Annotated in this window: 16 protein-coding genes; 15 read left to right on the top strand and 1 reads right to left on the bottom strand. The window is 70.8% G+C overall.

The window, feature by feature from the left end; translation table 11 throughout:
• The first annotated feature begins 142 nt into the window (after positions 1-142).
• From U9J66_RS07065 to U9J66_RS07050, 4 genes are all read left to right on the top strand, one after another.
• Complete coding sequence (locus tag U9J66_RS07065; RefSeq protein WP_326337329.1) at positions 143-1,540, top strand: GH1 family beta-glucosidase; 1,398 nt, start codon at positions 143-145, stop codon at positions 1,538-1,540.
• A gap of 143 nt (positions 1,541-1,683) precedes the next feature.
• A complete protein-coding gene (locus U9J66_RS07060) occupies positions 1,684-2,715 on the top strand; it encodes a LacI family DNA-binding transcriptional regulator (RefSeq protein WP_014908567.1) in 1,032 nt (343 codons plus the stop codon).
• Between the two features lie 132 nt (positions 2,716-2,847).
• Positions 2,848-3,072, top strand: a complete 225-nt coding sequence (locus tag U9J66_RS07055; protein ID WP_081536532.1) for a hypothetical protein — start codon at positions 2,848-2,850, stop codon at positions 3,070-3,072.
• A 50-nt stretch (positions 3,073-3,122) separates the two neighbouring features.
• Positions 3,123-3,788 (top strand): hypothetical protein, encoded by a 666-nt coding sequence (locus U9J66_RS07050; protein WP_042281031.1) that lies wholly within the window; start codon positions 3,123-3,125, stop codon positions 3,786-3,788.
• Between the two features lie 9 nt (positions 3,789-3,797).
• Here the strand turns inward: U9J66_RS07050 and U9J66_RS07045 are convergent, their stop codons facing one another.
• Positions 3,798-4,991, bottom strand: a complete 1,194-nt coding sequence (locus tag U9J66_RS07045; RefSeq protein ID WP_326337327.1) for a M15 family metallopeptidase — start codon at positions 4,989-4,991, stop codon at positions 3,798-3,800.
• 610 nt (positions 4,992-5,601) lie between these two features.
• On the opposite strand from U9J66_RS07045, the gene U9J66_RS07040 reads away from it, so the two are divergent.
• The 11 genes from U9J66_RS07040 (at position 5,602) to pdxS (ending at position 17,760) form a co-directional block, all read left to right on the top strand.
• A complete protein-coding gene (locus U9J66_RS07040; protein ID WP_161112489.1) occupies positions 5,602-8,826 on the top strand; it encodes a sensor histidine kinase in 3,225 nt (1,074 codons plus the stop codon).
• A gap of 232 nt (positions 8,827-9,058) precedes the next feature.
• Entirely contained in the window at positions 9,059-9,460 is a 402-nt protein-coding gene (locus U9J66_RS07035; RefSeq protein WP_014909276.1) for a roadblock/LC7 domain-containing protein, read from the top strand.
• Between the two features lie 98 nt (positions 9,461-9,558).
• Positions 9,559-9,975: a DUF742 domain-containing protein gene (locus U9J66_RS07030; RefSeq protein ID WP_017534121.1), complete on the top strand. Its 417-nt coding sequence runs from the start codon at positions 9,559-9,561 to the stop codon at positions 9,973-9,975.
• A 34-nt stretch (positions 9,976-10,009) separates the two neighbouring features.
• Positions 10,010-10,606, top strand: coding sequence for a GTP-binding protein (locus U9J66_RS07025; RefSeq protein WP_014911310.1), 597 nt, complete (start codon positions 10,010-10,012; stop codon positions 10,604-10,606).
• Between the two features lie 90 nt (positions 10,607-10,696).
• Complete coding sequence (locus tag U9J66_RS07020) at positions 10,697-12,400, top strand: DUF885 domain-containing protein (RefSeq protein WP_326337325.1); 1,704 nt, start codon at positions 10,697-10,699, stop codon at positions 12,398-12,400.
• A 144-nt stretch (positions 12,401-12,544) separates the two neighbouring features.
• Positions 12,545-13,120, top strand: a complete 576-nt coding sequence (locus tag U9J66_RS07015; RefSeq protein WP_017534119.1) for an HIT family protein — start codon at positions 12,545-12,547, stop codon at positions 13,118-13,120.
• Between the two features lie 129 nt (positions 13,121-13,249).
• Positions 13,250-13,876, top strand: a complete 627-nt coding sequence (gene pgsA / locus U9J66_RS07010) for a phosphatidylinositol phosphate synthase (RefSeq protein WP_014909638.1) — start codon at positions 13,250-13,252, stop codon at positions 13,874-13,876.
• Positions 13,877-13,919: 43 nt separating this feature from the next.
• Complete coding sequence (locus tag U9J66_RS07005) at positions 13,920-14,852, top strand: phosphatidylinositol mannoside acyltransferase (RefSeq protein WP_161111531.1); 933 nt, start codon at positions 13,920-13,922, stop codon at positions 14,850-14,852.
• Positions 14,843-16,072 (top strand): glycosyltransferase family 4 protein, encoded by a 1,230-nt coding sequence (locus U9J66_RS07000; RefSeq protein WP_326337324.1) that lies wholly within the window; start codon positions 14,843-14,845, stop codon positions 16,070-16,072. The genes U9J66_RS07005 and U9J66_RS07000 overlap by 10 nt, the downstream gene beginning before the upstream one ends.
• A 17-nt stretch (positions 16,073-16,089) precedes the next feature.
• The gene (locus U9J66_RS06995; protein ID WP_042281014.1) at positions 16,090-16,632 is read left to right on the top strand and encodes a hypothetical protein; all 543 of its coding nucleotides are present in this window, start codon (positions 16,090-16,092) and stop codon (positions 16,630-16,632) included.
• Between the two features lie 216 nt (positions 16,633-16,848).
• A complete protein-coding gene (pdxS, locus tag U9J66_RS06990) occupies positions 16,849-17,760 on the top strand; it encodes a pyridoxal 5'-phosphate synthase lyase subunit PdxS (RefSeq protein WP_014910757.1) in 912 nt (303 codons plus the stop codon).
• Positions 17,761-17,850 lie beyond the last annotated feature (90 nt).

Genomic DNA, 17,850 nt, shown 5'->3' with positions numbered 1-17,850 from the left:
GCGACGCTCGGGGCCGCGCCCGAAAGATCACGGTTGGGTTGCGTCCGGGTTCGGGTGCGTTGACGCGTGGGTAGGGGTCTGCTTCGGTATTGGGAGCGCTCCCACCTCTGTTTCCTCCCCACGGAAGGTACGTGTGCCACAAGTGAGCAAGCCCGACGATTTCCCCGAGGACTTCCTCTGGGGGGCGGCGACCGCCTCCTTCCAGATCGAAGGGGCCACCACCGCCGACGGCCGCGGTCGCAGCATTTGGGACACCTTCGCCGAGACGCCGGGCAAGGTGCTCAACGGGGACACCGGAGACCCCGCCGACGACCACTACCACCGCTACGCCGAGGACATCGGGCTGATGCGGGCTCTCAACCTCGGCGCCTACCGTTTCTCCATCGCCTGGCCGAGGATCCTTCCGGAGGGAGAGGGGAAGGTGAACCAGGCCGGACTCGACTTCTACGACCGGCTGGTCGACGCCCTCCTCGAAGCCGGCATCCGCCCTTGGGCCACCCTCTACCACTGGGACCTCCCTCAGCCCTTGGAGGACCGCGGCGGTTGGCCGGAACGCGACACCGCTCTGCGCTTCGCCGACTACACCACCGTCGTGGCCGAGGCCCTCGGCGACCGGGTCGGCGACTGGATGACCATCAACGAGCCGTGGTGTTCGGCCTTCCTCGGCTACGACAACGGACACCACGCCCCCGGTCGCCGTGACACCGCGGCGGCCCTGGCCGCCACCCACCACCTCCTGCTCGGACACGGCCTGGCGGTGGAGGCGATCCGTTCCACCGGGCACCCGGCCCGGGTCGGACTGGCCCACAACCAGGCGGTCATCCGGGCGAACGGGGCGCACGCCGCGGACGTGCGGGCGGCGCGCCGGGCCGACGGGGTGCGCAACCGTATCTTCACCGATCCCCTGTTCAAGGGCTCCTACCCGGCCGACGTGCTGAAGGACATCGCCCACATCAGCGACTTCTCCTTCGTCCGGGAGGGCGACCTCGCCACCATCTCGGCCCCGATCGACTTCCTGGGGGTCAACTACTACACGCCCGAGTTCGTGGCCGGCTCGGACCGGGGGCTGGACCCGGCCGGGGTCGACGGCGGGGGCGGTGCCTGGCCCGGCGCCGAACCGGAGGAGGTCCACGTCTCCCAGGGGCTGCCGGTCACGCAGATGGGCTGGGAGATCGACCCGCGAGGGCTCTACGACGTCCTTCAACGCCTGGCGGGGGAGAGCGGCGGGATCGACCTGTACGTGACCGAGAACGGTTGCGCCTTCGAGGACCGGGTCTCCGAGGACGGTGCGGTCCACGATCCGGAGCGGACCGACTACTACGAGGCGCATTTGCGGGCGGCCAGGGAGGCCGTCCACGCCGGAATCCCGCTCCGCGGTTATTTCGCCTGGTCCCTTCTGGATAATTTCGAGTGGGCGTGGGGGTACTCCCGCAGGTTCGGGATCGTGTACGTGGACTACGAGACGCAGGAGCGCGTGGTCAAGGACACGGGACACTGGTACGCGGAGTTGGCCGGGACCGGTAGGTTCCCCGAACGGTGATCCACGAGTGATCGCGGGGCGCCCTCGGGGGCGCCCCGTACGCGTGACCGACGGAACGGATCCCACCGTGGCGGGCCCGTGCCCTCCCACGTCCACCGTCCGGAACGTCCGGGCGGAGGTACAGACGTCCAAGGAGCCTCGAAGTGGCCAAGAGCGGTGGTCGACAGCGGCCGACCCTGGAGATGGTGGCGCGGCGGGCCGGGGTCGGTCGGGGCACCGTCTCCCGGGTGATCAACGGATCCCCCCAGGTCAGCCCGCGCACCCGCGAAGCCGTGCACGACGCCATCGCCGAGCTGGGCTACAGCCCGAACCAGGCCGCGCGGACCTTGGTCACCCGACGTACGGACACGATCGCCCTGGTGGTGTCCGAGTCGCGTGATCGCCTGTTCGAGGACCCCTTCTTCGCCGACATCATCCGCGGGGTCAGTTCGGTGTTGAACGAGCGCGACCTCCAACTCATGCTCACCACCGCCCGGGGCGAGGCCGAGCACAAGCGTGTGGGCGACTACCTCAGCGGTTCGCACGTGGACGGGGCCCTGCTGGTCTCCCTGCACCGCGACGACCCCCTCACCGCGCGTCTGGCCCAGGCGGGCGTACCGGTCGTGCACGGTGGCCGGCCCTACTCGGACGCCCAGCCCGCCCCCTTCCGGGTGGACATCGACAACGTGGACGGGGGGAGGGTGGCGACCCGCCGGTTGCTGGAGACCGGACACGTCCGGGTCGGGACGATCACCGGCCCCCAGGACATGAGCGCCGGTGTCGAGCGGCTGCGGGGCTACCGGGAGGCCATGGCCGAGGCGGGGCGCGACGTCGACGAGCGGCTGGTGGTCCAGGGCGGGTTCAGCGTCGAGAGCGGCGCCGAGGCGATGGCGCGCCTGCTCGACCAGGGCGGACGTCCGGACGCGGTCTTCGTCGCCTCCGACATGATGGCGATCGGCGCGATCCGCACCCTGCGGGAACGCGGTCTGAGCGTGCCCGACGACGTGGCCCTGGTCGGCTTCGACGACGCGCCGATGGCGCGGCACAGCGATCCGCCGCTGACCACGATCCACCAGCCCACGGACCGCATGGGCCGCGAGATGGCCCGGCTGCTCGTGGACGTGGCGATCCCCCGGGCCGCCGAGGCGGAGGCGATCACGCTCGACACCCGTCTGGTGGTCCGCGGGTCCGGATGAGCCCGGGTCCTGATCCGGACTCCGGGTCCGAGACCTCCGCTGACCCGGACGTTCGCCCCGTTCCTCCCTCTGGACTCGCGGGCACGGCCTGTGCAAGGCTGGTCGCGATTTCGGGGGAGGCGATGGGAGCGCATGGATCCGACACGGGAACCGACCCATAGCCGGTGCGCGATATCCACGTGCGGCTGGTGCGACCGGGACGGGATCGACTGCCGATTCTGCTCCGGGACGGGGTGGTGGCGGCCTCAACGGCCGCATCGGGAGTGCAGCGGCGTGATCGTCTGGCATCGTGTGGACGAACCCTGCCGAGGGTGTGCGGGTACGGGCAAGGAGCACAGCCCGGTCCCGGCGCCCTGAGACGCGGGGTGGGGAGGGTTGTTCGCGGTACGTCAGGGGGAGTGGGGACATTGCGTTGGGTCACCTATCTGTCACCGAGCGGTGGCGGGGCGAGAGCGGGGGCGCTGGACGACGGTGACGTCATGAGCGGGCCCGGGACACCGCCCCTCGACCGCCTTCTGGAGGGCGGGTTCGAGGCGTTGCGCGAGGCCCACGCACGCGCGGTCGATGGGGCCATCGAGATCATCGTGGAGCCGGAGACGCGCATGTGCTCTCCGGTCGCCCCCCGCGAGCCGGTGGCGGTGCGGTTGGGGGACCGGGACGTGGAGATCCCCCCGGAGCTGGTGGTCGGCGCGGACGACGCCGTGGCCCCCGAGGCGCGGGTCGCCCACGCGGGGGTCGCCGCGATCACGGTCGGCGAGGAGAGGGCCGGGGCCTATACCCCGGCCTGTCTGTGGCTGGACGCCGAGGGGGTCGCGGTGCAGCTGAGCCTGGGCCCGGTCCTGACCACCGCCGACGAGCTCACCGAGGGCTCGGTGGAACCGAACACCTCGGTGGACGACGTGGAGAACGGCAGGGGGAGGGTGGACCTCTCCGACCCCTGGTTGACGTCGGGTCCGGGCCGGGTCCGGGCCCGGCTCCCGGCGGTCACCCCGCCCTTGGAGGCGGACGACGAACTGTTCGTCGACGTGGGCGAGCTGGGCTCCTTCGAGGTGAGGGTCGGCTCCCAGGTGTGACCTCCAGGGTCAGGGCGTGTACTCCCAGTGCCAGGGCTCGAATCCGTCGCGTGCCCAGTCGGGGTTCTCCCAGCCGTACTCGGGGGCGTGGTCGAGCATCCACCGATGTTCGGCGCTGTCCAGGACGTCGACCCGACCGCACAGGTCCACGGCGACGCCCAGCCCGTGCGCGCTCGTCCCCGGCCTGGCCGCCATGCCGGGCAGCATCTCCTGGAACAGGCGCACCTGCTCGTGGTAGGGCCGGTAGGAGTCGGTGACGCACATGGGCCTGCCGAACTCCTCGCGATAGGCCCCGTCGAGTTCGACGAAGGCCTCCGCCGCGTCGGCCCGTAGGACCTCCCCGGGCTGGGGGAGGGGGCACAGGGCCGAGTCGGGGACACGGCCGTTCCCGAAGTCGCCCGGATCCCGGCCCTCACAGACCCCGCCCGCGCTCGACGTCGCGTCGGAGGCCGGGGCGTCGTTCTCCTCCGAGGGGCCGTCACCGGCCGCGCGCGCGTGCGATCCGTCCGCCGAGGACGGCCTCCCGGCGTCGGTGATGGCCTCCTCCAGCGCGGTCTGTCGCTTCAGGAGCTCTCGTGCCTTCTCCTCCTGCTCGGCGATGGCCTCCTCCGCCTCCTCGCGGGCCCGGGCCGCGGCCTCGGTGGCCTCGCTCCGCTCCTCCTCGGCCTTCTCCGCGCTTCCGGCCAGGGTCGCGGTGGCCACGCGCGAGGCCTCCGCGCGGTCGAGGGCGGCCGAACGGTGCTCGCCCAGTAGAGCGAGGTAGGCGCCGCGTTCCAGGAGGCCGACGGGGCCCTCCGGGCCGGTCCAGGCGCGGGCGGGGGACAGGTCCTCGCCCTTGTAGGCGCCCGCCGCCTGCCTGGCGGCCTCCAACCGACGTTCCCGATGGAGCCTCGTGGCGGTGTCGGCACGGGAGACGGCCGCCTCCCGCGCCTCGGTGGCCTCCTCCAGGAGTTCGGCCTCCCTCTCGTAACGCGTGATCATCTCTCCGGCGTGCTCGCGCAGGTCGGCGACCTCGGCGCGGGCCGACGCCAGTTCGACCCGCAGCGTGTGGAGGCCGCTCTCGTCGGAGGTCCGCGCGGCGGCGGGGGAGGGGACGGCAAGGGTGAGGAGCAGGGCGGCGCTCAGGGGAAGAAGGGACGTGACCGGAGCGAGGCGTGGGGGACGAGGGCGATGGACACTCCGGGCATTCGTTTCATTGCACACTGTGATCGATTTCGGACGCGGTGCGGCGCGCATCTCCGCCTCCCCCTCAGGGCCTGCGTACATGTCCTGTCACGATGTCACGGGTCATCGTCCTTGATGGGGAAGTCGGGGGTGTGTCCAAATAGTTACCTCTATGTCCGGAGGGTTTTCGGTCTCCCCGCCTGACCTGGGGGGTTGGTCATAATGCGGACAGAGGGGGCGTTATGGGCCTCCGGGGTTCGAAGTTTCCGTGCCGATCGGCATCAAACGACCGAAGCGAGTGCTTCGCTCCCATTGGTACGCTATCCACCGCACGCGCACCTCAAAGCAGTCGGTGCGCGGCTCCTCTCCTCCCAGGCGAGTCCGGCGGACAGTCTTCACATCTCCCCACATTCCCACCGCTTCCTGTTTTCCGGTGGACCACGTGGTCTCTACCGATTTTCCGATCCGGAGCGGTCCAACCCCTGGGTTCAACAGCCGTTCGAGGCGGTGACACGAAAGGTTGCGAGGGTCCGTGTCGACACGAGCGACGAAGAACGCGGCCGCTGCCCCAAGCGAGGCAACGCAGGCCGACAACGCCGAAGCCACGCCCCGGCGCAGAGCCGACTGGTGGCGGCCACGTAACTGGCGGGTGCGCTCCCGACTGGTGGCCCTCATCGTCATCCCCACCGCCGTGGCGCTCGCGCTCGGTGGCCTGAGGGTCTACGAGGCCTCGGTCTCGACCGTCACCCACGCGCACATCGAGGACCGGGCCGACGTCGGTGTCCTCATCGTGGAGCTGGCCAACCAGCTGGGGCGGGAACGTACCGCCAGCGCCGTCTACATCTCCGACAACTCCGACCCCACGCGTCGGTCGGACGCGCTCCGTCAGGAACTCGACGAGCAGCGGGACGCCTCCCGGGACCTCCAGAGCACCCTCATCGCCCGTCTCGACGACATGGGCGAGATGGACGGGGACCTGGCCCAGGGACGACTGTCCACCATGCGCAGTCAGCTCTCCACCGTCGACGACCTGCGCTCCGAGGTCGACGAGAGCCGCATCACGGTCCTGCCGGTGGTCACCAAGTACCGGACCATCATCCGCTCCCTCGCCGACTTCAACCAGACGATCGCGGACGAGACCGACGACACCGACCTGCGGGAGAGCGTGCGCGCGCTCACCGCGCTGTCGAACGCCCGGGACCAGCTCTCCTACGAGACCGCGCTGATGGGTCACTCCCTGACCCGTAACTCGATGACCGGCGGTATCTCCGAGGCCATCGACTCCAGCCGCGCCCGCTACGAGAACGAGATCTCCAACTTCGTCCAGGCGGCCCACCCGGACCAGCGCGCCATCTTCGACGAGCACTTCACCGGCCTGGAGGTCAGCCAGGTCTCCACCATGCGCATGCGCGTCATGTACCGCGCGGACCGCGGAGACGACCTGACCGGCGTCACCGCCAACGACGGCCCCGCCGACTACCAGGAGATCGCCGACGTCGCCCTCGAACGTCTGGAGACGGTCGAGACCGGTCTGGCCGAGGGCATCGCCGATGACGCCAACGAGCTGCGCGGCGCCGCCCTGCTCCGCACGATCATCGACCTCGTCATCGTGGCCGGCGTGCTCCTGGCGGTCTTCATCCTCACCTCGCTCGTGGTCCGCTCCCTGGTGCGCCCGCTGCGCACCCTCCAGGACGGCGCCCGCCGCGTCGCCGAACGCGACCTGCCCGACGCGATCAACCGGATGCAGGAGGCCGGAGCCGTCCCCGAGAACGCGCGTGTCACCCCGATCGAGGTGGACACCCGCGACGAGATCGGCGAGGTGGCGCGGGCCTTCGACGACGTCCACAGGGTCGCCCTGACCCTGGCCTCCGACGAGGCCGCGCTGCGCAGCAACGTCAACGCGATGTTCGTCAACCTCTCCCGCCGAAGCCAGACCCTGGTGGAGCGGCAGCTCCGTCTGATCGACGGTCTGGAGCAGTCCGAGCAGGACGCCGACCGTCTGTCCGACCTCTTCCAGCTGGACCACCTCGCCACGCGTATGCGTCGCAACAACGAGAACCTGCTGGTCCTGTCCGGTCAGGACAACACGCGCAAGTGGGCCCAGCCCGTTCCGCTGGTCGACGTGCTGCGAGGCGCGGTCTCCGAGGTCGAGCAGTACGAGCGCGTCAACGTGCGCGCCCCCTCCCACATCTCGGTACTGGGACGTCCGGTCAACGACGTCATCCACCTCGTCGCCGAGCTGGTGGAGAACGCCACCGCCTTCTCCCCGCACGACACCGAGGTGCTGGTCAGCGCCAAGATCCTGGACGGCGGAGCCGTTCAGGTGGACGTGACCGACAGCGGTATCGGCATGGCCCCCGACGACCTGGCCGCGGTCAACGCGCGCCTGGCCGCCCCGCCGGTCATCGACGTCGCGGTCTCGCGCCGCATGGGTCTGTTCGTGGTCTCGCGCCTGGCCCACCGTCACGGCATCAAGATGACCCTCCAGGAGGCGCACGGCGGAGGCACCACCGCCTGCGTCGTCTTCCCGCCGGACCTGCTCATCACGCCGGTCGAGGGCCAGCACGCGCTCGGTGGCCCCGAGGCCCGTCCCGAGCTCTCCGCGGCCGTCCCCGACACCTTCGCCGACGCCGAGGCGGCCTTCGCGGCCACCCCGCCCGCCGTCGAGCCGGACGACCCCTGGAAGAACCAGGACGCGTCCTCCGCGCCGAGCGACCTCGGTGGTCTGCCCAAGCGCACCCCCGGTGGCGGTCTCTCCGAGGAGCACCCGCCCAGCGGCCAGGACCTGTGGGGCAACGACACCGGCACGAACTGGGAGGCCCCCGCCCGCGCGGAGGGGCTCTCGCCCAACAGCGGCCTCCTCGGCAACGACACCGGGTCCGTGGTGGACCCCTACGACACGCCCGAGGAGGACGAGCCGCAGTCGGAGAACACCGGCCGCAGCCTGTTCGACCCGGCGCCCCGGAACACCGGCTCCACCGGAGGCCCGGACACCGGCTCCTTCCGACGTCCCACCGACACCGGAACCTTCGGCCGGCCGGCATCGGACACGAGCGCCTTCCGCAGGCCCACCGAGGCCGAGCGTCGCGAGGTCGACTCCTACGACGCCTTCGGTGGATCGGGCTCTCGCGGCGGGTCGAACGACACCGGCGCCTTCGACACCGGAACGCACCGGACCAGCGCTTTCGGCGCCTCCGAGCCGACCCCGGAGCGGGGGGACGACAACACCGAGACCTTCCCGGCCCTCTCCTCCTGGGACACCGAGAGCCGTTCGGAAGGCACCTCCGGCCCCGGTCGGGTCGACCCGACCGAGCCCTCTCGGACCGCCGCGAACGAGAATCGCGAGGGCTACGGTTCCACGGCCTACCTCTCTCGCCGTTATGGTGGCACCCAGGGACCGAACAACACCGTCGTGCCCCCCACGCCCGCCGGTGAGGGTTCCGACTCGCTGCCGATCTTCGACGCCATCGAGTCGAACTGGTTCAAGCGTCGCAGTGGTGGTCCGACGGTGGACGCCACGGAGACCGGACCGATCCCGCAGGTCCCTGCGGCGGAGGAACGGCCCGCGCCGAAGGAGGAACCGGCCCCGAGCGGACAGAACGCCCGTTCGGAGCAGGAATGGAACTCCGCGGCCGACCGCGGTTGGAAGGCCGCGCGAACCGCCGCCGAACCGCTCGCCGGTGGTCTGACCACTTCGGGCTTGCCAAAACGTGTTCCCAAGGCAAACCTTGTCCCAGGGACCGCGCCCAAGCCGGAGAACTTCAAGCAGATGCCCACTCGGAGCGCGGACCGGGTCCGGAACCGCTTCTCCGGATTCCAGAAGGGTGTCCGGGAAGGCCGTAACCGGCTCGGTGAGAGTTCGACGGAGGAGTGACCCAAGTGGCCACTGGTGGGACGGGGTCCCCCGCAGTCCTGGAAGCCGGATGCAATAGCATCTACCGAGCTTCTCGGACGCATCACACCCATCGCTTGACGAGAGCGGAACACCAGACTCCCGGTCTCCCCCACCGGAGGGGCCGGGCGGTTCGCAGAGGCAGTGCTGTCACATGCCGTGCCGGCGGTAGCAGTGCCCGAAGACCAGCCGGCGAACTTGGACAGGAGATCAGATGAGTCGACAGGTCAATGAACTCAACTGGTTGATCACTGACTTTGCCGACCGGGTACCGGATGTCGCCCACGCGATCGTCGTCTCTTCTGACGGCCTTCCGTTGGCGTCGTCGGCGGGATTCCCGGCGGATAGGGCCGACCAGCTGGCGGCGATCGCCTCCGGCCTGTCCAGCCTCACCCAGGGCGCGGCCCGGGTGTTCGAGGGTGGAGCGGTCGCCCAGACCGTCGTGGAGATGGAGCGGGGGCTGATGCTCATCATGGCCATCAGCGACGGTTCCTGTCTGGCGGTCCTCGCGGCCGCCGAGAGCGATCTGGGTCTGGTCGCGTACGAGATGACCCTGCTCGTCGAGCGGGCGGGGCGGGCGCTGACACCAACGGCGCGCACCTCGGGAATCCACTGATCCACCACCGACAGGAGGAAGTGGTGGCACCTCACAGTAGAGATGCCGGGAGCGCCTCGTGGTTCGGTCAACAGCCGGGTCATCCCCCCACCGGAGGGATGCCGGCCGTGCCGGGCGGCGGAGATGTTCCTCGACCAATCCAACAACCGTATGACCAGAGATCCGCGCCGGGTAGCGCACCCAGTTCGCTGGTGCGTCCGTACGCGGTCACCAAGGGCCGTACCAAACCGAAGTCACAGCTTCCCCTGGAAGCGCTGATCTCGGCCACCGCGGCGGCTCGTAACGAGTCGGGCACGCTGACGCCTGAATGGCAGGCGATCAGCGACCTGTGTCGGGAATGGCGATCCGTGGCGGAGATCTCCGCCCTGTTGCGGATGCCTCTCGGTGTGGCACGGGTGCTTGTGGCGGACATGTCCGAGCAGGGACTGGTCCAGATCAGGTCTTCGCTCAACAACGACGATCGCCCCAACACCAACCTGCTTGAAAGGGTGCTCAGTGGACTTCGCAAGCTCTAGCCCAGCCGAGGAAGGCGGTGCTGGGGGGAACGCGATGACGTCGGTCAAGATCGTCGTCGCCGGGGGCTTCGGTGTCGGGAAGACGACATTCGTTGGCTCCGTCTCCGAGATCGTGCCGCTGACGACAGAGGCGGTCATGACCAGCGCCAGCGTCGGTGTGGACGACCTCGCCAAGACGCCGGACAAGCAGACCACCACCGTCGCCATGGACTTCGGTCGTGTCTCCCTCGACTCGGATCTGATCCTGTACCTGTTCGGCACCCCCGGACAGCACCGGTTCTGGTTCATGTGGGACGACCTGGTCAAGGGCGCCATCGGTGCCGTCGTGCTGGTGGACACCCGTCGTCTGGCCGACTGCTTCCCCGCGATCGACTACTTCGAAGAGGCGCGCCTGCCCTTCATCGTCGCGATCAACGGGTTCGACGGCTACTACCCCCACGCCGCGGACGAGGTCCGGGACGCGCTCACGCTCAGCCCGGAGATCCCCATCGTCCAGGTGGACGCCCGTGACCGGGCCTCCACCAAGTCGACGCTCATCACCCTCGTCGAACACGCCATCACGGTGGGGGACCCCGAGGGCGCCGCAGGGCAGCAGCCCACCTCCACCGGGGGCCAGACCTCCTGGCGCTGACCCTGGTCACCCCGGGCCGGGGTCCCGCACAGAGCACGGCCCGGTTCCCGCTCGTCGGGAACCGGGCGTCCGTGCCGGCATCATGACCGGATGAGTTCTTCCTCCCGTCCCGACGCCGAAGCGATGACCCGACGATTCCGCGAGGTCGCGGAGGGGGTGCTCGACGCCCTGCTGGACCAGGCCCCGGAATGGGCCCTGGACCTCGGCGACACACGTGGCGCCCATCGCCTGACCGACCACTCGGCGACGGCGGACGCGCGCCGTCTGGCGATGCTCACCGACGCCCTGGGCTCCCTTGACGAGATCGACCAGGACCTGTTGCCGCCCGAGGACTCCGTGGATCTGGAGGTCCTGCGCTCCCGGGTCGCGGCCGACCTGTGGTCCACCTCCGAACTGCGTCCGCACACCTGGGATCCGCTCGTCCACTCGCCGGGCGAGGCCCTGAACCCGCTGATCGAACGCGCCCTCCTGCCCCTGCCCGAACGCCTGGAGGCGTTGGCCTCCCGCTGCGTGGCCCTGCCCGAGTACCTGGCCACGGCCCGCGAGCGTCTGTCCGAAGGCCCCGGCATCCCCAGGACGCACGCCGAGACGGCCCTGGCCCGACTCTCCGGTGTCCGCTCCCTGCTCACCGAGGCGTTGCCCGCCCTGGCCCGGAACGAGCCCTCCCTGCGGGGACGGATCGAGCCCGCCCGTGAGGCGGCCCTGGCCGCGGTCGACGAGTACGCCTCCTGGATGCGGGCCGAGGCCGAGTTCGCCACAGCCGACCCCCGGTTGGGCGAGCGGGCCTTCGCCGCCCGCCTCTGGTACACCCTGGACTCCGAGCTCTCGCCCGAGGCCCTGTTGGTCCGGGCCGAGAGCGACCTGCTCGCCACCGAGGAGGAACTGGCCGAGGTGGCGGCGGAGTACGAGGGCGGCCCCCGCCGTCCGGGCGGGGCCGCCGAGGTATTGGACTCCCTCGCCCGAGAGCACGCCACCGACGTCGACACGGTCCGGCCCCTCGCCGAGCGGGCCCTGGCCCACCTGGACCGGAGGGTGCGCGAGCTCGACCTGGTCACCGTGTACGACGATCCGGTCGAGGTGGTGCCCATGCCCGAGGCCCTCAGGGGCGTGGCCGTGGCCTACTGTGAACCGCCCGGACCCCTGGACCCGTCCGCGGCGCGCAGGCCCACCCTGGTCGCCGTGGCGCCTCCGCCCGCCGACTGGCCGACCGCGCGTCGGGAGTCCTTCTTCCGTGAGTACAACGGCGTCATGGTGCGTGACCTCATGGTCCACGAGGCCATGCCCGGCCACGCCCTTCAACTCGCCCACTCGGCCCGGCACGAGGGCTCCACCCGGGTGGGTCGGGCGCTGGCGAGCGGGACCTTCGTCGAGGGCTGGGCGGTGCACGCGGAGACGCTCATGGCCCGCCACGGTTGGGCGGGCGGTACCGACCCGGACTCCCATCGGCTGAACCTGGAACTGCGGCTGGTCCGGCTCAAGATGCGGTTGCGCATGATCCTCAACGCGATCCTGGACGTGCGGGTGCACACCGGGGACATCACCGAGCGCGAGGCGATCGCCCTCATGGTCGAACGCGGGCACCAGGAGGAGGGAGAGGCCTATGGCAAATGGCGCCGGGCCGAACTGACCAGCGCGCAGCTGTCCACCTACTACGTCGGCCAGGCCGAGGTCGCCGACATCGCCCGCGACCTGGAGGCCGCGCGTCCGGAGCTGTCCGAACGCGAACGCCACGACGCGATGCTCGCCCATGGGAGCCCGCCCCCGCGTCACCTGCGCACCCTTCTGGGCCTCTAGAGGGCACGGGCGACCGGAGGATCGTTCTCCGACCGTTCCACGGTCGGTCACCGCACGACGGTGCGCTCCGGTGCGCCCGCTCCCGGGCGCTTCTATGCTGGGACGCGAAGTACGAAACCGGTCATCGAGGGGGACGGACGAGCCATGCGCGGTGCCGACGACGAACCCGAGGACGGTACGGAACCCCACCCCGGAGCGGGGACCGGCGACCCCGACGGTCAGGATCGGCTGTGGACCCCGCATCGCATGGCCTACATCAAAGGCGAGGGCAGGCCCACCGGTCCCCATGCCGAGGACGGCTGTCCGTTCTGCCGCGCGCCCGGCCTTGACGACCCCGAGGGTCTCGTGGTGGCCCGGGGCGAGACCGCCTACGTGGTCCTCAACCTCTACCCCTACAACAGCGGGCATCTGCTGGTCTGCCCGTACCGGCACGTCTCCGAGTACACCTCGCTGGACGAGGAGGAGACCGTCGAGGTCGCCGCGCTGACCCGTGCCGGTCTGACCGCGCTCACCGAGGCCTACCGCCCCCAGGGCTTCAACGTCGGCATGAACCTCGGTACCGTGGCCGGTGCCGGTATCGCCGCCCACCTCCACCAGCACATCGTTCCCCGCTGGGGCGGCGACACCAACTTCATGCCGGTGATCGGCCGGACCAAGGTGCTACCGGAGATGCTGGAGCAGACCCGGGCGACGTTGGCCGAACACTGGCCTCGGGGGTGACCCCGTCCTGACCCGGGCCCCGAACGACCCCGGCCCGGCGACGCGCCACCCCCAGCGGGTGCGGCTCCCACCCCCACGACCGTTCCCGCCCTACGATCACAAGAAGACATGCTGAGAATCCTTCGTCCCATGATCTCCCGGGTCACCGCTCCGCTCGGCCGGAGCCTGGCCCGGATCGGCCTGACACCGAACATCGTCACCATCATCGGTGCCGCGGGTGTCGTCGTCAGCGCCCTGTACTTCTACCCCCGCGGCCAGCTCTACGCGGGATCGGTGGTCATCACCGTCTTCGCCCTCTTCGACATGCTCGACGGCGCCGTGGCCCGCGCCAAGGACAGCGCGAGCGCCTTCGGGGCGTTCCTCGACTCCAGTCTCGACCGGGTCGCCGACGCCGCGATCCTCGCCGGGCTGATGTGGTGGTTCGTCGGCGAGGGAGACGATCCCCTGCTCGCCGGCCTCACCCTGTTCTGCCTGATCAGCGGGTTCATGGTGTCCTACATCAAGGCGCGCGCGGAGGGGCTCGGCGTCAACTGCGACGTCGGCGTCGCCGAACGTACCGAACGTCTGATCATCATCCTGGTCGCCGTGGGCCTGAGCGAACTCGGCGTGCCCTACATCCTCGCGGGCGGTCTGTGGCTGTTGGCCGGGATGAGCCTGATCACCGTCCTCCAGCGACTGGTGGAGACCCGGGCCCGTCTCAACGACTCCGAACGCTCCCGGGACGAGGAGACCGACAAGGCCGACAACGACGCCTGAGCCGTCGGACACGGGAAACGGGAAGAGGACGAGGGAACACGTCGTGGACGAACGCATGGCCGACCTGGCCTACGCGGCCGGGTGGACACTGGTCCGCCGCTCACCGGAGCGGGCGGGCCGGGCGGTGTTCCGTCGGCTCGCCGATCGTGACTGGCGAGCGCACGGAGGCGGTACCCGGGGACTGGAGCGCAACCTGCGCAGGGTCGTCGGACCGCACGCCACGGACGCGCAGCTCAGGGCTCTGTCCAAGGCCGGGATGCGCTCCTACATGCGTTACTACTACGAGCTGTTCCGACTGCCCGCGATGGGACGCGAACGGCTGCTCTCCCAGACCCGACAGAGCGGTATCGAGGTCCTGGAAGGGCACCTGAATGCCGGGCGCGGGGTCGTCGCGGCCCTGCCGCACATGGGGAACTGGGACCACGCCGGGGCCTGGATCGCGGCCCGGGGCACCCCGTTGACCACCGTGGCCCAGAGGCTGAACCCCGAGAGCCTCTATCGACGTTTCACCTCCTACCGGGAGTCCCTGGGCATGGAGGTGCTCCCGCTGACCGGTGGGGACGCCAACACCGTGGGAGTGCTCGCTCGACGGCTGCGCGCGGGCGGCCTGGTCTGTCTGCTCGCCGATCGCGACATCAACGGGACCGGCCTGGAGGTGGACCTCTTCGGCGAGAAGGCGCGTATGCCCTCCGGGCCGGCGGCGTTGGCCCTCAACACCGGGGCCGCCCTGATGCCGGTCTCCCTCTGGTACGACGGGCCGTTCTGGAACATCCGGGTCCACGACGAGATCCCCGTCGCCCCCGGTTCCTCTCGGAGCGAGCGGATCCAGGAGACCACCCGGGCGCTGGCCCGCGTGTTCGAGGGGGCCATCGCCGAGCATCCGGAGGACTGGCACATGCTCCAGCCCGTCTTCTCCGCCGACCATGAGGCGGACCGCGCCCGACGTCGGGACACCGAGGACGGCCGGTGGGACTGAGCACGGCCGGGGGAGCGACGAGGACTTCTCCCACCGGGATCGACACGTTGCGGGTGGGGCTGGTGTGCCCCTACTCCTGGGACGTCCCGGGCGGGGTCCAGCAGCACATCGGCGACCTCGCGGAGACGCTCATCGCCATGGGACACGAGGTGTCGGTGCTGGCGCCGGTCGGCGACACCGATCACGAACCGCCCCCCTACCTGGTCCCGGCCGGTCGGCCCGTCCCGGTCCCCTACAACGGGTCGGTCGCCCGGATCGGGTTCGGTCCCCGTTCGGCGTCCCGGGTCCGTCGCTGGATCGCGGAGGGCCGCTTCGACGTCCTGCACATCCACGAGCCCGCCGCCCCCAGTGTGTCCCTGCTGTCGTGCTGGGCCGCTGACGGCCCCATCGTCGCGACCTTCCACACCTCCAACCCCCGGTCGCGCGCGATGACGGCCGGTTCCACCGCCCTGCGCTCGGCTCTGGAGAAGATCAACGCCCGGGTGGCCGTCTCCGAGGCGGCCCGTCGCACCCTCGTCGAACATCTGGGGGGAGACGCCGTGCTCATCCCCAACGGGGTCTCGGTTCGACGCTTCGCCCACGCCGAGCCCCTGCCCGGCTGGCCGGGGGAGGGCGGCTCCATCGGTTTCCTGGGCCGGCTGGACGAACCGCGCAAGGGACTGGGGGTCCTGCTGGAGGCCTTCAGCCGACTGGCCCGGGGCCGGCCCGGCCTGCGGCTGCTCGTCGCCGGACCCGGCCGGGCCGACCTGTCCGGGGTCCCCGACGACCTGCGCGAACGCGTGGTCCTCCTCGGTCGTCTCGACGAGGCGGACAAGGTCCGCGCCTACCACTCCGCGGACGTCTTCTGCGCCCCCAACCTGGGTGGAGAGAGCTTCGGCATCGTCCTCACCGAGGCGATGTCCGCCGGAGCGGCCATCGTCGCCAGCGACATCCCCGCCTTCGGCGCGGTCCTGGACGGGGGGAGGGCGGGGGAGCTCTTCCGGGCCGGAGACCCCGACCATCTGGCCGATCGGGCCGCGGCGCTCCTCGACGATCCGAGGCGACGGGACCGCCTGTCCCGCGCGGCCCGGGACGCGGTGCGCGCCTATGACTGGGAGACCGTCGCCGCCGACATCGCGCACGTGTACGAGACCGTGCTGGGACAGGAGCGTTCCGGCGGGGTCCGGACCGGAGGAGGCCGCTGGGCCTCCGCCCTGCTGCGCAGGGGTGAGCGGCCCTGACCGACGACGTCTTCTTCGTGGCCGTCGTGGCCGGCGCCCTGCTGGTCCTGGTGCTCCTGGGGTTCTACCTGTCCTGGCGGGCCACCCGCCTCGACCGTCTCCACCACCGGGTGGAGACCGCGTGGGCCGCTCTGGACGCCGCCCTGTTGAGAAGGGCCGCGGCCGTACTCGACCTGGCCGCCTCCGGAGGTCCCGACCCGGCCTCGGCCCGTACCCTCGCCGAGGTCGCCGGTCGGGCGAGCCGGGCGGGGGAGGGGGAACGCGAACTCGTGGAGAGCGCGCTCTCGGTCGCCCTGCGCGACGCCCTCGATGGCCGCCCGGTGGAGGGTGTGGGAGAGGACACCCGGGCCCGTCGGGAGGAGGTCCTGCGCGCCGCGCGCGGGGTCCACCTCGCCAGGGTCTTCCACAACGACGCCGTCTCCGACACCCGACGCGCACGCCGTTCCCGCCTGGTCCGGCTCCTGCGTCTGGCCGGGACCGCCGCGCTCCCGGACTACTTCGAGATGGACGATCGGGCCCCGCGCCCCTCTCCGGGGAGAAGCGGTACGACCTCGCGGTGAACGCCGCGCGCTCCGGTTCGGAGTGGAACGGGCGCGCACAACACCGATCTGGTCAAAGGCGCCGAAACCGGTGGAACTAGGATGGTGGGTCGGTCGTTCCAGGGGACGCGCCGGGTCCTCACCCGCCCATGCGCGGTCGTCGGTCCGTACCCGAACGGACCACGCCCCGGACGCCGGGTCGAGCCAACCAGCAGACGAAAACGGGAGCCCATCACCGTGGCCAACAACGCATCGAACAGCCCCGACAACGCCGTCGGCACCCAGCGGGTCAAGCGCGGCATGGCCGAACAGCTCAAGAACGGCGTCATCATGGACGTCGTCACCCCCGAGCAGGCCAAGATCGCCGAGGACGCCGGTGCCGTGGCCGTCATGGCCCTGGAGCGGGTCCCCGCCGACATCCGCAAGGACGGCGGCGTCGCCCGCATGTCCGACCCGGACATGATCGACGGCATCGTCGAGGCGGTCTCCATCCCGGTCATGGCCAAGGTCCGCATCGGGCACTTCGTCGAGGCCCAGGTCCTGGAGTCCCTCGGCGTGGACTTCATCGACGAGTCCGAGGTCCTCACCCCCGCCGACGAGGCCTACCACATCGACAAGTGGGCGTTCACCGTTCCCTTCGTCTGCGGCGCGACCAACCTGGGCGAGGCCCTGCGCCGGATCGCCGAGGGCGCCGCGATGATCCGCTCCAAGGGCGAGGCCGGCACCGGCAACGTCGTCGAGGCCACCCGCCACATGCGCTCCATCAACGGTGAGATCAAGCGCCTGGGCACCCTCGACGAGCCCGAGCTCTTCGGTGCGGCCAAGGAGCTGCGCGCCCCCTACGAGATCGTCAAGGAGGTGGCCCGTCTCGGCAAGCTGCCGGTGCCGCTGTTCTCCGCCGGCGGTGTGGCCACCCCGGCCGACGCCGCCCTCATGCGTCAGCTCGGAGCGGAGAGCGTCTTCGTCGGCTCCGGCATCTTCAAGTCCGGCGACCCGGCCAAGCGCGCCGACGCCATCGTGCAGGCCACCCTGCACTACGAGGACCCCGCCGTGATCGCCCGCGTCTCCCGCGGCCTGGGCGAGGCCATGGTCGGCATCAACCTGGACGACCTGTCCGACTCCCAGCGTTACGCCGAACGCGGCTGGTGACGCGAGGCCCCTTCGGCCTCGCCCCCGCCCCGTGTCCGAGGGCCGGGAGAGCGGTGCGACCACGCTCTCCCGGCCCTCGGCCGTTCCCGT

Origin of the sequence: Nocardiopsis sp. LDBS1602 (genome assembly GCF_035818715.1) — a bacterium.
Taxonomy (GTDB): domain Bacteria; phylum Actinomycetota; class Actinomycetes; order Streptosporangiales; family Streptosporangiaceae; genus Nocardiopsis; species Nocardiopsis alba.
Note: the sequence above shows the minus strand (reverse complement) of the source record. Positions and strands in the feature narration are given on the sequence as shown.